Genomic DNA, 14,827 nt, shown 5'->3' with positions numbered 1-14,827 from the left:
GCTCCCACATTTAGAGTTGTGTTGCTTTGAGTTATTCGGCGTCCAGATGCATAGGTGTAACGACCCGGCCATCCTTCTCGGCCTGGCCCAAGTTGGCATCAATGAAGTACACCCGGTCATCTTCCAGCTGGCCTTTGTCCACCAGGTAGTCCTTGATGGTGCTGGCGCGGTCCTGGCCCAGTTGGCGCAGCAGCACATCACTGCCACTCCAGAACTTGATCACGCCGTCACGAAGCTTGGCGCTACGATCATCGCTGCTCAGGTCTTTCCATTCGGCTGGTGGTTGCTGTTTCAGGCGGGTGCGGTAGATGCCTTCAAGCAACGGCGCTTTTTCCTTTTCGGGCACGACAAGCAGGGACGCCTGGGCTGGAACCTTGTCGCCACGACGTTGAAGAATCTTGTAGTAGTTGTACTGGTATTCACGTTCCAGTCGCTGAGCGGCAAGGAAAGGTCCATCGCTGCTGGCTGCCGCTGTGCCTTCGATCTCCAGGCGCAGGGTAGGGCGCTCTTTCAGTGCTTTAGCCAAGGTGTTCAGGGCGCCTTCCGCATCCTTGTTCAATTCGCTGGAACCGGCAGCAAAGGATACGTTGCCGAGGTCTTCCGAACCGCCGCCCGTCACCAGCCCACCGATAAACTTGAACGGCGCCGTCGCTGCACGCACCACCAGGTTACGCAGGGTCTGCCAGACAATCGGCATAACGCTGAACTGCGGGTTATTCAGGTCGCCTGTCACCGGCAGCTCTATAGAGATCTTGCCGTCAGTGTCCTTGAGCAACGCGATTGCCAGGCGAATCGGCAAGTCCACGGCATCGGCGCTGTCGACCTTCTCACCCAACTGCAACTGCTCGACCACCACTTTGTTCTCGGCCTTCAACTGGCCCTTGGTGATCACGTAATGCAGGTCGAGGTTCAGGCGCCCCTTACGGATACGGAAACCGGCGAACTTGCCGGAGTAGGGCGTCAGGGTGGTCAGCTCCACGCGTTTGAAACTGGTTGCGATATCCAGCGCCGCCATCGGGTCGAACGGGTTAACGCTGCCCTTGATGGTCACCGGCGCATAACGATCAACCTTACCCTTGATATCGACGCTGGCCGGTTTTGCCTGGCGGCTGTCGATGGTGCCGATCTGCCCGTTGAGCTGTTGAATCGCCGTGGCGAAGTTCGGCGTCAGGCTGAAGTCAGCAAAGTTGGCCGAACCGTCATTGATCGCAATCTGGCCGATACGAATGCCCAACGGCTTTTCCTTGCTGGCAGGCTTGGGTGTCTTGTCGGCGGGTTGCGGGATCAACAGGTCATCCACGTTGGTGGTGCGGTCATCGTTGATCATGAAACGTGCATACGGCTGCAGCAGGTTGACCTTGTCGATCGACAGACTGTCGCCGTGCTGATAGTTCACGCCTTCGAGCACCAAGCGCTGCCATTTGAGGAAGTCGCGGGTCTTGAGGGTGTCCAGGGTGTGCAACTGGTCGACCTGCGCTCTGCCTGTGACCTGGAGTTTCAAAGGATCAGTGCTTTTCAGGTTCACATCGAGATTGCTGCCAAGCATGCCGCTGCGCAGTTCCAGACGGATGAACGGGCTGATATAGGACTGGGCGACCCGCAGGTCAATGTCCTGGGTATTCACTTTCAGCTTGGCGCTGACCGGGTTGAGGTTAACCTCGCCGGTCGCCTGAACCTTGCCCTGCTTGCCCACGCCCGTGTCGACTTTCAACGTGAAGGGGCTCTGGTTAAGGCTGTCGAAATTCTGCACATCGACGTTCAGCGGGCCCACTTCCAGCGCGACCGCCGGCTTGGCCTGGCGGTCAGCCAAATGCACCTGATAGTTACGCAGTTGCACGTCCTTGAGCAGTACTTGCCAGGGTTTGCTTGGCGCAACAGGTTCAGACTTTGGCGAATCGGCAGTGGCCGGTGCGGTGGCCGGCTCCGGAGCCTTGGCCGGTTTGCTCGGTTGGCTGGCGAACAGTTTCTGCCAGTCCAGTTGCCCGTCCGCTTCCAGCGCCGCCCAGGTTTCCAGCTTGTTACTGCGGATCTTGCCGACGACGACCTGTTGTTTGGCCAGGTCCACCGTGGTTTCGCTGACGTCCAGGCGTTCCAGGCGCACCAGTGGGCGGCCATCCGGTGCCTTGATGGCAAATGGCGCGATGCTGGCGGAGGTGTTGGTCAGGTTCAGTTCTGTCTCTTTGGCCAGGCTGAACTTGTACTCGGTGCTGAAGTTGAGCACACCGTCTTCCAGCACCAATGGCAGCGCGTCGCGGACGTAGGGCCACCAGGCTTTCATCTTGCCATCGGTGACTTTCAATGTGCCTTCGGAGGTGATCGGCACCAGGCTGAAATTACCTTTCCAGTCGATCTGTCCGCCTGCAGGTCCGGCCGCTACTAACGTCATGTCGGCATTGTCTTCAGGCAGGGTGCTGAGGTTTTTCAGCTCGAAGTCGAGCTTGTCGTAAAGAAATTCGATGGGCTCGCTGGGGCGCAAGTCTTCAAAATGCACATAGCCGCCGGCCAGCTTGATGCTGTCGATGCGCAGCGGAAACGGCTTGGCATTCGGATCGGTCGGGGTGGGCTCGCTGGGCGGCAGCTTGAACAACTGCGCGAGGTTCAACTGGCCGGACTTGTCGAACAACAACTCGGTCTTGGGTTTGTCCAGTTGCACATCGGCCAGGTGCAGGGCGCGAGTCCAGAGGCTGTCGATCTGCAGGTTGGCGTAGAGACGCTCGAAACCCACCTGTTCCTTGCCCGGCTCACCGATTTTCAACCCCCATGCCGTCACCTCCAGGCTGAAAGGGTTGAGCTCGATCCGCTCGATCCGCGCCGGCACCGTGGCGTAATTGGCCAGTTGCTGGTTGGCAATGCGAAGGGCAACGCCAGGGAGAATCAAAAAGCCCAGCAAGCTGTACAGGGCAAGGGCGGTCAACAAGGCGCCAGCGGCGCGAATCAATCCTTTGGGCATGGGGCGGCGCCATCTATGTCAAACAGGAGTGCCTTGGAGTATGGCACGGGTTTTCGGTTCCGAAGAACGGGTCCTTTGGGAAACGTCTTACAGCTGCAGTATCAGGGTTTTCAGCGGGGGTTGTTGGTCCTGCGAGGGAAAGTCCGCGCCAGGGGTCATGATTTTCCAGTCTCGCACGGGGCGCCCGGCCTTCTCTGCGCAACGTAGCACCTGTTCGCGCCAGTCCTCCATGCTGACTTTCGCCAGGTTGTTGCAGCAGATCAGCACGCCATTGTCGGCGGTGGCCAGCAGTGCGGGTTTGAGCAGGCTCTGGTAATCGCGTAGCAAATCGACGGTGCCGAAAGCGCTCTTTGCCCACGCCGGCGGGTCGAGCAGTACCAGATCGTATTGACGCTGTTCCAGGCGCGGATAACTCGGCAGCTTCTGCCCGCGGCGCTGGGTGATCGGCAGGCCGGCCAATTGGCGGATCGCCGGGAAGTAATCCGACTGCACGAATTCCATAGTCGGCAATTGCGGGTTGAGCAGCCCATTTTCGCGCCCGACCGCCAGGTTGCCCTCGGCGAAGTCCAGATTGCACACCTCACGCGCCCCACCGGCCGCCGCGCTCAGGCCGACGCCGCAGGTGTAGGCGAACAGGTTCAGCACGCTTTTGCCGGCGCTGTGGGCCTTGACCCAGCCGCGGGTGTTACGCAAATCCAGGAACAACAGCGGATCCTGCCCGGCATGGCGGCCGCGCACGCGGTAATTGAGGCCCCACTCATGGCCCACCATGTCCTCCAACGCAGCGGGCTCGGCACGATAAACCGTGTCTTCGCGGTCGATACGTGAATTGCCACGGGAGCGGTCGTTGTACACCAGCAACAGTTCCAAGCCCACGTACTGGTTGACCTGTTGATGCAGGTCCAGCAGTTCTGCGGTTTCCAGGGATTGGTGAAAACTTTGCACCAGCAATTGCGGGCCGTAGCGGTCGATGGTCAGGCCGCCGGCGCCTTCCTGGCTGCCATGGAACAGGCGGTAGCAGTCGGTGCCTTGGGCGTGCAGCTCATGGATCAGGTCTTGGCGATGATCGAGGGCGGCGCGCAGCGCCTGATTCAGAGGAGACATGGAGCGCGCCTTGCTGGGGAAATGAGGGCGCGAAGTTTAACAGCTATGCGCCGTCGCCTACATCAACCCCATCCGCCGATGGGCGCGTTGCACCGAACCGTTGCGCATCGCCCACCGTAGCATCGGCGCACTGCGCTTGACCCCGGCACGGATCATCTGGCGTTGCAGCGGGGTCTGGTGCTGGTCGAGCATGGCGCTGGCCCAATCCGGCAGCAGGTCGATCCCGGCCTGCATCATCAGGCTGCCAAAGGGCTTGGCCAGCAGGCTCGGGGAGGGCGCATTCAAGAGCAAGCGCAGTACTTCGCGGCTGCGATCGTCGCACAGTAATTGCGGGCGGATGCGCGCCAGATAATCCGAAATTTCCTGCCGAGAACGCGGAACATGCCGCGCGCCCAGCTGTTCGGCGACCAAGGCAATTTCGCTGTAGTAACGGTCCTGGTCTCGACCGGATAGATTCGGGTTGCGATAGCGCAAGTGGGCGGCGAGGAAGTTACTGACCTCCGCCACATGCACCCAGGTCAGCAACTCCGGGTCGCTGGCCGCGTAAGGTCGCCCGTCCGGGGCATGGCCGACCACCTGCAGGTGAATGGTGCGGACTTTTTCGATCAGCCATTCGGCGTCTTTGCGCGAACCAAATGTCGTGCCCGAGATGAACTGCGAGGTGCGCCGCAAGCGCCCGAGCATGTCCTGACGAAAGTTGGAATGGTCCCACACGCCCGCCAGGGCCAATGGGTGCAAGGCTTGCAGCATCAAGGCGCTGACGCCGCCGATGAGCATGCTGCTGAAGTCGCCATGGACCTGCCAACTCACCGAATCGGGCCCGAACAGACCAGGGTCGCCCTTGGGGTTTTCCAGGTCCAGTTGGCCCAGCGACAGGCCGGTGAGGCTCATCAACTGGTTTTCGATACGGCTGCGGATAAATTCCATGGCGACTCAGGGGTTCCTATCGGTTCAGGCGTTTGTCGATCAAGCCCTCTACGACACTCGGGTCGGCCAGGGTCGAGGTATCACCGAGGCTATCGAGTTCGTTGCAGGCGATCTTGCGCAAAATCCTGCGCATGATCTTGCCGGAGCGGGTTTTCGGCAAGGCCGGCGCCCATTGGATCAGTTCCGGCTTGGCAAAGCTGCCGATTTCCTTGCTGACCAGCTCCAGCAGGTGTTTTTTCAACGCATCGTCGGGTTCCACCCCATTCATGGGCGTGACAAACGCATAGATGCCCTGGCCTTTGACGTCATGGGGGTAGCCGACCACGGCGGCCTCGGCCACCAGGTCATGCAGCACCAGCGCGCTTTCCACCTCGGCGGTGCCGATGCGATGGCCGGACACGTTGATCACATCGTCGATGCGCCCGGTGATCCAGTAGTCGCCGTCGTCGTCACGGCGTGCGCCGTCGCCGGTGAAGTAGTAGCCGGGGTAGGGTTTGAAATAGGTGTCGATCATGCGCTGCGGATCGCCGTACACGCTGCGGATCTGCCCTGGCCAGCTCGCTTTGATCGCCAGCACGCCGCTGCCGGCCCCGCTGAATTCCTTACCCTGTTCGTCGAGCAGCACGGGCTGTACGCCAAACATCGGCTGGGTCGCGCAGCCGGGCTTGATGCGCTGCGCGCTGACCAAGGGGCTGAGCATGATGCCGCCGGTTTCTGTCTGCCACCAGGTGTCCACGATCGGGCAGCGCTGCTCGCCGACGGCATTGAAGTACCAGTCCCAGGCTTCCGGGTTGATTGGTTCGCCGACACTGCCCAGCAGGCGCAGGCTGGCGCGAGAGGTGTTCTCCAGCGGGCCGTGCCCCTCACGCATCAGAGCACGCAAGGCGGTGGGCGCGGTGTAGAAGATGTTGACCTTATGCTTGTCGATCACTTGCCAGAAGCGCGAGCTGTCCGGGTAGCTCGGCACGCCTTCGAACATCAGCGAAGTGGCACCGTTGGCCAGCGGGCCGTACACGATGTAACTGTGGCCGGTGACCCAGCCCACATCGGCGGTGCACCAGAACACCTCGCCGTCGCGGTAGTCGAGCACGTATTTGAAGGTCATCGCGGCTTGCAGCAGGTAGCCGCCGGTGGTGTGCAGCACGCCTTTGGGTTTGCCGGTGCTGCCGGAGGTGTAGAGGATGAACAGCGGGTCCTCGGCGTCCATCGGCTCGGGCGGGCAATCGTCGCTGACCGCATCCAGGGCCTGTTGATACTTGAGGTCGCGGCCTTCGCTCCAGTTGACGGTCGCAGCGGTGCGTTCCACCACCAGTACTGTGCTCACATTCGGGCAACTGGCCAGGGCTTTGTCGACATTCTGCTTCAGCGCCACCGGCTTGCCACCGCGCACGCCTTCGTCGGCGGTGATCACCGTGCGGCAGTCGGCGTCGAGAATACGGTCACGCAAGGCATCCGGCGAAAAGCCGCCAAACACCACGGAATGCACTGCGCCAATCCGCGTACACGCGAGCATGGCGTAGGCCGCTTCCGGGATCATCGGCATGTAGATGCACACCCGGTCGCCTTTCTTCACGCCACGGCTTTTCAGCACATTGGCCAGGCGACTGACGTTCTGGTGCAGTTGGCGGTAGGTGATGTTGGAAGATTTGGCAGGATCATCGCCCTCCCAAATGAAGGCCGGCTGATCGGCGCGTTGCGCCAGGTGACGGTCGATGCAGTTGTAGCTGACATTCAGTTGGCCGCCGGCAAACCACTGGGCGGCGCCAGTATTGATGTCGGAGCGGTGAACGGTGTGCCACGGGGTGATCCAGTCGAGAAAGCCTTTGGCCTGTTCAGCCCAGAAGGTGTCCGGCTGTTCGATGGATTGGCGGTAGAGGCGCTGATAGTCCTCTTGACTGAGTTGCGCAGCCCGGCGGACGGCATCGGCGGTGGGGAACGTGCTGATATCGAACATGAGCGATCCTTATTCTTGTTTTAGCCACAAGTGATAAAGATGCACCCTGCAAGGGGAGGGTTCAAGGCCAACGTCCAAACGGACGTTGGCCCTGCCATACCTGGATCAGCCGCGGTGACGACCGCGGAAGTAGTTGATCAGGCCCTGGGTCGACGCATCGTCGGCCAGGGTTTCCTCAGCGCCGGTCAGGCGGTTGTAGACGCCTTTGCCCAGCTCTTTACCCAGCTCCACACCCCATTGGTCGAAGGCGTTGATACCCCAGATCACGCTCTGCACGAACACTTTGTGCTCATACATGGCAACCAGAGCGCCCAAGCGACGCGGGCTGATGCGCTCGACCACAAGGGTGTTGCTCGGACGATTGCCCGGGATCACCTTGTGCGGTGCAAGTTTTTGCACTTCGTCTTCCGGGATGCCCTTGTCGCGCAGCTCGGTTTCGGCTTCGGCGCGGGTCTTGCCGAGCATCAGCGCTTGGCTCTGGGAAAGGCAGTTGGCGTACAGCCACTGATGGTGGTCGGACACCGGGTTGAAGCTGACGATCGGCACGATAAAGTCGGCCGGGATCAGTTGGGTCCCCTGGTGCAGCAACTGGTGGTAAGCGTGCTGGCCGTTGCAACCTACGCCACCCCAGATCACTGGGCCGGTATCGGTGGCGACGGGGGTGCCGTCCTGGCGCACGCTCTTGCCGTTGGATTCCATGTCCAGCTGTTGCAAATGTTTGGTGATGTTACGCAGGTAGTGGTCGTACGGCAGGATCGCATGGCTCTGCGCGCCCCAGAAGTTGCCGTACCACACGCCCAGCAAGCCCAGCAGCACCGGCATGTTCTGTTCGAACGGTGCGTTCTGGAAATGCTGGTCCATGGTGTAGGCACCGGACAGCAGTTCCTTGAAATTGGACATGCCGATCGCCAGGGCGATTGGCAAGCCGATGGCTGACCACAGCGAGTAACGACCGCCGACCCAGTCCCACATCGGGAAGATGTTTTCTTCGCGGATGCCAAAGGCCACAGCCGCCGCGTTGTTGCTCGATACGGCGATGAAGTGGCGGTACAGCTCGGCTTCCGAGCCACCCTGGGCCAGGTACCAGGCGCGGGCGGCCTGGGCGTTTTTCAGGGTTTCCAGGGTGTTGAAGGATTTCGACGAGACGATGAACAGCGTGGTCTCGGCGCGCAGCTTCATGGTCAGTTCGTGGAACTCGCTGCCGTCGATGTTCGCCAGGTAGTGGCAGCGCACGCCTTTGTGGGCGTAGGACAACAGCGCTTCGGAGACCAGCTCCGGGCCGAGGAACGAGCCACCGATACCGATGTTCACCACGTCGGTGATCGGCTTCTCGGTGTAGCCGCGCCACAGGCCATCATGAATGCGGCCGACCAGGTCGGTGATCTGGTTCAGTACCTTGTGCACGTCCGGCATGATGTTCACGCCGTTCACAGACAACTTGTCGCCTACCGGGCGGCGCAAGGCGGTGTGCAGGGCCGGGCGGCCTTCGGAGGAGTTGACCGGCTCGCCGGCATACAGCGAGTTGATCGCGTCTTTCAGGCCGACTTCTTTGGCGAGGCCCACGAGCAGGTCGCGGGTTTCGCTGGTGATCAGGTTTTTCGAGTAATCGAGGAAAAGTCCGCAGCTGCTCAGGGTGAACTGGGAAAAACGCTGAGGATCGGCATTGAACGCTTCGCGCATGCTGAAATCCTGCATGGCTTGGCGATGTTGATTGAGCGCTTGCCAGGCGGGCAGAGCGGTAACGTCATGAGGAGTGCGGTAGTACGCCATCGCTGCGGGTTTCCTTTTATTACGGGGACTGCCTTTAGGACACTTCTAAGCCCGGAACGTCCAGTCTTTGATCAAGCATTGGGTTCCGGACAGCGCTAACCATAGCGCAGGGCGATTACATTAAACCTAGCGTGTCGATATGTCTTGGCTTTGTCTGCGCTAAGGCCGGTACTTTTTTATACCGGCCCTTTTTATTGACGCAGCGAGGAGTGTGACTGAAAGGGGTCAGTCGAGGGTCAGGTGCAGGTTGTCGATGAGTCGGGTAGCGCCGAGATAGGCGGCTACGAGGATCACGATATCCCGATCCTCGGCCGTGGCCGGACGCAGATGCACACCCTGACGCACTTCGAGGTAGTCGAGGCGCAATCCGGCGGCTTCGATTTGCTGGACCTGTTCGGCACGCAGCTTGGCAAAGTCGTGGTCACCGGCTTGGATCGCGGCGCCAATCTGGCTGAGGCTGCGGTACAGCACCGGCGCAATGGCCCGTTGCTCGTCGGTGAGGTAGCCGTTGCGCGACGACAGTGCGAGGCCGTCGTCGGCACGCACGGTAGGCTCGCCAATGATCTGGATCGGCATGTTCAGGTCATGGACCATGGCGCGGATCACGGCCAGTTGCTGGTAATCCTTCTGGCCAAACACCGCCATGTCCGGCTGGACCATGTTGAACAGCTTGCTGACCACCGTTGCCACGCCTTCGAAGTGCCCCGGACGGCTGGCGCCGCACAGGCCTTCAGACAATTGCGGCACGCTGACGCGGGTTTGGCCGGTCATGCCGCCGGGGTACATTTCCTCGACAGTGGGCGCGAACAGCAGGTTGCAGCCCGCTTGCAGCAGCTTTTCCTGGTCGGCGGCGAGTGTGCGCGGATACTTGTCCAAGTCTTCGCCAGCACCAAATTGCAGCGGGTTGACGAAGATGCTGGCCACCACGAAATCCACCTGCTGGGCGGCCTTGGTCACCAACGTGGCATGGCCTGTGTGCAGGTTGCCCATGGTCGGCACAAAGCCAATACGCTTGCCGGCATTGCGGGCGTGGGTAACGGCGGCCCGCAGTTCACGTACGGTTCTTACGGTGTTCATGCAGAGAATCCGTGTTCAGCGCCAGGGAAGGTCACGCCTTTGACTTCGGCTACGTAGGCGCTCAATGCAGCGTGAATGCTGTCCTGGCCGGCCATGAAGTTCTTCACGAACTTCGGCACACGGCCGCTGATCGACAGGCCGAGCATGTCGTGCAGCACCAGCACCTGGCCATCGGTGGCCGAGCCTGCGCCAATCCCGATCACCGGCACTTTCACGGCCTGGGTGATTTCTGCCGCCAGTTCGCTCGGCACGCATTCGAGCAGGATCATTGCCGCGCCCGCCTGTTCCAGGGCGATGGCATCGGCGCGCATCTGTCGCGCCTGGGCCTCATTGCGGCCTTGTACCTTGTAGCCGCCGAGGATGTTCACCGACTGTGGCGTCAGGCCCATGTGTGCACACACCGGCACGCCGCGTTCCGCCAGCAGGCGGATCGACTCGGCCAGCCACACTGCGCCTTCGACTTTGATCATGTGCGCACCGGCTTGCATCAGCTTGCCGGCATTCTGGAAGGTCTGTTCGAGTGTCGCGTAACCCATGAACGGCAGGTCGGCGATGATGAACGCACCGTCGTTACCGCGTTTGACGCTGGCGGTGTGGTACGCAAGTTCATCGGTGGTGACGGGCAGGGTGCTGTCATTCCCTTGAAGAACCATGCCCAGGGAGTCGCCCACCAGCAACACTTCAACCCCGGCCTGGCAACTGGCGTGGGCGAAGGTGGCGTCATAGCAGGTCAGCATGGCGATTTTTTCACCTTTGAGCTTAAGGCTCTGCAAGGTGGTCAGGGTAATGTCTGGCATGAAAAGGGTCCTCATTCAGGCGCTTGGAAACAGCGAGTAACGCGCGTGAGTCTTCGTTTATACAGGCGCACGGTCTTGAGAGCAGTGCTTATATGGCCTGGATTGCGCCCTTTAGCGCCGGGTTGGCGGCAGCGGGACGCCTATAGTCGTGAGGAGGACACGGGAAGTCAATTGGATGTGTTACCGCATTGTTACGATGACGGTGTTACCGCTGTTACTGACGCGATTCAGCAACTGTGAGGCGTTCCAGACCGACAAACGGGCAGGCTGCCAGCAAGTCATTGAGGGTTTGGCCATCGGGTAACGCCAGGCTGGCGGGCGCCAGTTCGGCCAACGGGTACAGCACAAAAGCACGCAGGTGCATTTGATAGTGCGGGACCTTGAGGCGCGGTTCGTCGATCAGGTGATCGCCAAACAGCAAGATGTCCAGGTCGAGCGTGCGCGGGCCCCAGCGCTCAAGACGTTCGCGACCTTGATCGTTCTCGATGGCTTGCAGTGCATCCAGCAACTCAAGGGGCGCCAGATCGCTGTCCAGGGCGGCAACTGCATTGGTGTAGCGCGGCTGGCCTGGAAGCAGGGAATCACTTTGATAAAAGGCGGACACACCTGCGACCGTGGTGCCCGGCAATTGCGCAAGTGCTTCGATAGCGCTGCGCAATTGTTGGTCCGGGGCCGCCAGGTTGCTGCCCATGCCGATGTAGATGCGTTCCACGTTTATTCGCCCGAGGTGTCGGCCGCGCTGCGCTTGCGCTTGGTGCCGCTGCGACGACGCTTCTTCGGCCCTTCGCCGTCGCCTTTGCTGCCCAGGTCACGAATCATGTCGCGGCGCTCGCTGTCATTGGCGTCCTGGTAATCGGTCCACCATTCGCCCAGGCCATCGGTCTGCTCGCCAGCGCTTTCACGCAGCAGCAGGAAGTCGTAGCCGGCGCGGAAGCGCGGGTTGTCCAGCAACAGGTCGGCGCGTTTGCCGCTGCGGCGTGGCAGGCGCTCCTGCATGTCCCAGATCTCGCGGATCGGCATGGTGAAACGTTTCGGAATGGCGATGCGCTGGCACTGTTCGGCGATCAGCTCATGCGCAGCTTCCTGCATAGCCGGGATCGGTGGCATGCCGCGCTCCTGCAAGCGCAGTACGCGTTTGGGCAACGCTGGCCACAGCAAGGCGGCAAACAGGAACGCCGGGGTGACCGGCTTGTTCTGCTTGATGCGCAGGTCGGTGTTGATCAACGCTTCGCTGATCAAGGTGTGGGTGTACGTCGGGTTGTATTCCAAAGCCTCGGCGCTGGCCGGGAACAGTGGGTCGAACAACTGCAGGTCCACCAGCATTTCAAAGGTGTCGGCGGCATAACCCGAGAGGAACAGCTTGAGCACTTCTTCGAACAGGCGTGCCGACGGGATCTCCCGCAGCATCGGTGCCAGTTCGCGAATCGGCGCGGCGGTATGACGCTCAATGCCGAAGTTCAGCTTGGCGGCAAACCGCACGGCCCGCAGCATGCGTACCGGGTCTTCCTGGTAACGCTGGACCGGGTCGCCGATCAGGCGAATCAGGTTGTTACGAATATCGTGTACGCCATTGGCGTAATCGAGGATGCGCTCGCTGACCGGGTCGTAATACAGGGCGTTGATGGTGAAGTCGCGGCGTTGCGCGTCTTCTTCCAGGGTGCCGTAGACGTTGTCGCGCAGGATGCGCCCGCTCTCGTTGCGGGAGGACTGATTGGTGTCTTCCTCTTCATCGTTTTGCGGGTGGCCAGCACGGAACGTCGCGACTTCGATGATTTCGCGACCGAAGTGGATATGCACCAGCTTGAAGCGTCGGCCGATGATCCGCGCATTACGGAATTCGGCACGCACTTGCTCAGGCGTGGCGCTGGTGGCGACGTCGAAGTCCTTGGGCGTGATATTGAGCAGCATGTCGCGCACACAGCCACCGACCAGGTAAGCCTGGTAGCCAGCGTTCTGCAGGCGTTCGACGATATTCACGGCATAACGGCTGAATTGAGCGCGCTGCAGCGAATGCTGGCTGCTGTTGAGCACTTCAGGCGTGCTGCGTTTGTGTTGCGTACGACGCAAGGGAGAACGGAATGACTGGAACAACTTCTTCAGCATGGGATGCACTGTTTGAAGGAATGTTCGGCCATAACGAAGAATGACCGCATGATGGGCGGGGATTCTAGCATTTAGTCAGGGGATGGTGTAGGAACAAGCTACAGGCATTGCGCCATAAGCCTTGAAAGGTCAAATCCCGGAAACTACAAGGGGAGCCGAAGCTCCCCCAGAAGTAGTTGCGTGCTCTATTTTTATTATTGATTTCGGGCTTCTTGTTTTTGTTGATCGCCCTCGCCATGAAGCTTCACCTTCATGACACTCCCAATCGGGAGTCAAGAGCAAACGGATTGCTTTGGTCGCTGTGTTGCTGATCTACGATCCAACCAGTTCAGGCTCTGCCTTAGGGCAGTTTTTGTTGTTCTCGGCCTGGTTGCGGGGCAAGCCCCAAATGCAACGCCTCTCCAAAAGAATCAGTTAGCTGCGCCTCCGCCGTGTTGTTTTTGTTATGCGTGAGTCGATTCGTCTTATTTTTATTGTCTTGTACAAAGCTTGTTATTGTTTTTGTACTAAGCATATAGCAGGGTGCGTGCCAACTTTTGCGCCGCCCAGCAAAAACGGGGGGTTGAGGTGGTTTTTGGTTTTTGACGGGCCAAAAAAAGCCGGGGCTTCGTTACCGTAAGCCCCGGCTTTTGTTACGCGAAATATCCGCGGTAACAGTTTTTTCACATCGGTGGGTGTTACCTGTAGCGGCGCGCCCTCAGCTTTCGCTGGCCACACCGGTCTTGCGCCGTGGAATGCCCAGGCGCTGGCGGCGTTCCCACAGGCATTTACGGCTCACGCCCAGTTTGCGCGCCAGTTCGGTCTCGGTCATGTGGTCCTGGTGCTCAAGGACGAAATGCTGGAAATAATCTTCCAGTGACAAATCTTCCGTCGGCTCATGGCTGGTATTGCTACCGCCCTGCTGTGGGGCCAGACCGATGAAATCGTCGTCGTCCAAGTCGCTCAGTTCGATATCGATGCCCAGTAGTTCGGCGGAAATCTCCGGACTCTCCGACAGGATCACCGCTCGCTCCACCGCATTCTCCAGCTCCCGCACGTTACCCGGCCACGAGTAATGCCGGATCGCCTGCTCGGCGTCTGGCGCGAACTTGAGGTCGGTACGGTTGATACGCGCGCTCTGGCGCAGCAGAAACGCGTTGGCGATCTCGTTGACGTCGGCGCCACGCTCACGCAGGGCCGGCAGCTTGAGGGCGATCACGTGCAGGCGGTAATACAAGTCTTCACGGAACTGGCCGATCTTGGCCAGGCTCTTGAGGTCGCGGTGAGTGGCCGCGATCAGGCGCACATCGACCTTTTGCGACTGCACCGAGCCTACGCGGCGAATTTCGCCTTCCTGTAGCACACGCAACAGCCGCGCTTGGGCTTCCAGTGGCAGCTCACCGATTTCATCAAGGAACAGCGTGCCGCCGTCCGCCGCTTCGACCAGGCCCGCACGCCCGGCGCTGGCGCCGGTAAACGCGCCTTTCTCGTGGCCGAACAGTTCGGACTCGATCAGCGATTCGGGGATCGCTGCGCAGTTCACCGAAATCATCGGCGCCTTGGCACGCTTGGACAGGTTGTGCAGGGCACGGGCCACCAGTTCTTTACCGGTGCCGGACTCGCCCTGGATCAAGACATTGGAGTCAGTCGGCGCTACTTTGCGGATCTTGCCGTACAGGTCCTGCATCGGAGGGCAGGAGCCGATGATGCCGATCTCGCCGTTGCTGTTGTCCACGCCCGGTTTGTCGGCAGCTTTGCCGGCTGGCCGTTGTTCGGCGGGAGCATTGCTGGCCGACTGGCGGTCACGCAGGATACGGGCCACGGCCTGAAGCATCTCGTCATGGTCGAAAGGCTTGGCGATGTAGTCCACCGCACCCATCTTCATGGAGTCGACCGCCGAACGCAGGCTGGCGTAGCTGGTCATGATCAGCACCGGGGTGCCCTGGCCAAGCTTGATCAACTCGGTGCCAGGCGCGCCAGGCAGGCGCAGGTCACTGACAATCAGGTCGAACGTGGGAATGCTGAAACGCTCTTGGGCTTCCTGCACCGAGCCGGCTTCGCTGACCTGGTACTGATTACGTTCAAGCAGGCGACGCAAGGCAGAGCGGATAATGGTTTCGTCTTCGACGATCAAAATGTGCGGCATTGATTCAATTCTCTCGACGG

At 60.5% G+C, this 14,827-nt stretch carries 10 protein-coding genes; all 10 read right to left on the bottom strand.

The features are described from left to right. Window positions 1-31: 31 nt before the first annotated feature. The 10 genes from HX812_RS22275 to HX812_RS22230 all read right to left on the bottom strand — a co-directional run bounded on the left by HX812_RS22275 (window position 32) and on the right by HX812_RS22230 (window position 14,807). Window positions 32-2,950 carry a DUF748 domain-containing protein gene (locus tag HX812_RS22275; RefSeq protein WP_038844178.1) on the bottom strand — a complete coding sequence of 973 codons (2,919 nt, stop codon included), beginning with the start codon at window positions 2,948-2,950 and terminating at the stop codon, window positions 32-34. Between the two features lie 87 nt (window positions 2,951-3,037). Then, window positions 3,038-4,054, bottom strand: coding sequence for a class I SAM-dependent rRNA methyltransferase (locus HX812_RS22270; RefSeq protein WP_038844177.1), 1,017 nt, complete (start codon window positions 4,052-4,054; stop codon window positions 3,038-3,040). 57 nt (window positions 4,055-4,111) lie between these two features. Next, window positions 4,112-4,981, bottom strand: a complete 870-nt coding sequence (locus tag HX812_RS22265) for an oxygenase MpaB family protein (protein WP_038844175.1) — start codon at window positions 4,979-4,981, stop codon at window positions 4,112-4,114. A 16-nt stretch (window positions 4,982-4,997) separates the two neighbouring features. Then, window positions 4,998-6,935 carry an acetate--CoA ligase gene (acs, locus tag HX812_RS22260; protein ID WP_038844173.1) on the bottom strand — a complete coding sequence of 646 codons (1,938 nt, stop codon included), beginning with the start codon at window positions 6,933-6,935 and terminating at the stop codon, window positions 4,998-5,000. A gap of 105 nt (window positions 6,936-7,040) precedes the next feature. Next, window positions 7,041-8,705 (bottom strand): glucose-6-phosphate isomerase, encoded by a 1,665-nt coding sequence (gene pgi / locus HX812_RS22255; protein WP_038844171.1) that lies wholly within the window; start codon window positions 8,703-8,705, stop codon window positions 7,041-7,043. Between the two features lie 225 nt (window positions 8,706-8,930). Further along, entirely contained in the window at window positions 8,931-9,782 is an 852-nt protein-coding gene (gene panC / locus HX812_RS22250) for a pantoate--beta-alanine ligase (RefSeq protein ID WP_038844169.1), read from the bottom strand. Further along, the gene (gene panB, locus HX812_RS22245) at window positions 9,779-10,579 is read right to left on the bottom strand and encodes a 3-methyl-2-oxobutanoate hydroxymethyltransferase (RefSeq protein ID WP_016976834.1); all 801 of its coding nucleotides are present in this window, start codon (window positions 10,577-10,579) and stop codon (window positions 9,779-9,781) included. Before panB ends, panC begins: the two co-directional genes overlap by 4 nt. 214 nt (window positions 10,580-10,793) lie before the next feature. Beyond that, the gene (gene folK / locus HX812_RS22240) at window positions 10,794-11,291 is read right to left on the bottom strand and encodes a 2-amino-4-hydroxy-6-hydroxymethyldihydropteridine diphosphokinase (RefSeq protein WP_038844168.1); all 498 of its coding nucleotides are present in this window, start codon (window positions 11,289-11,291) and stop codon (window positions 10,794-10,796) included. 2 nt (window positions 11,292-11,293) lie between these two features. Further along, window positions 11,294-12,682: a polynucleotide adenylyltransferase PcnB gene (locus tag HX812_RS22235; protein ID WP_033898282.1), complete on the bottom strand. Its 1,389-nt coding sequence runs from the start codon at window positions 12,680-12,682 to the stop codon at window positions 11,294-11,296. 697 nt (window positions 12,683-13,379) lie between these two features. Beyond that, window positions 13,380-14,807, bottom strand: coding sequence for a sigma-54 dependent transcriptional regulator (locus HX812_RS22230; RefSeq protein ID WP_038844166.1), 1,428 nt, complete (start codon window positions 14,805-14,807; stop codon window positions 13,380-13,382). Window positions 14,808-14,827 lie beyond the last annotated feature (20 nt).

Source organism: Pseudomonas sp. IPO3749, assembly GCF_013386605.1.
Taxonomy (GTDB): domain Bacteria; phylum Pseudomonadota; class Gammaproteobacteria; order Pseudomonadales; family Pseudomonadaceae; genus Aquipseudomonas; species Aquipseudomonas azotoformans_A.
The sequence above is the reverse complement of the archived record's forward strand: the minus strand, read 5'-3'. Positions and strand labels throughout refer to the sequence as shown.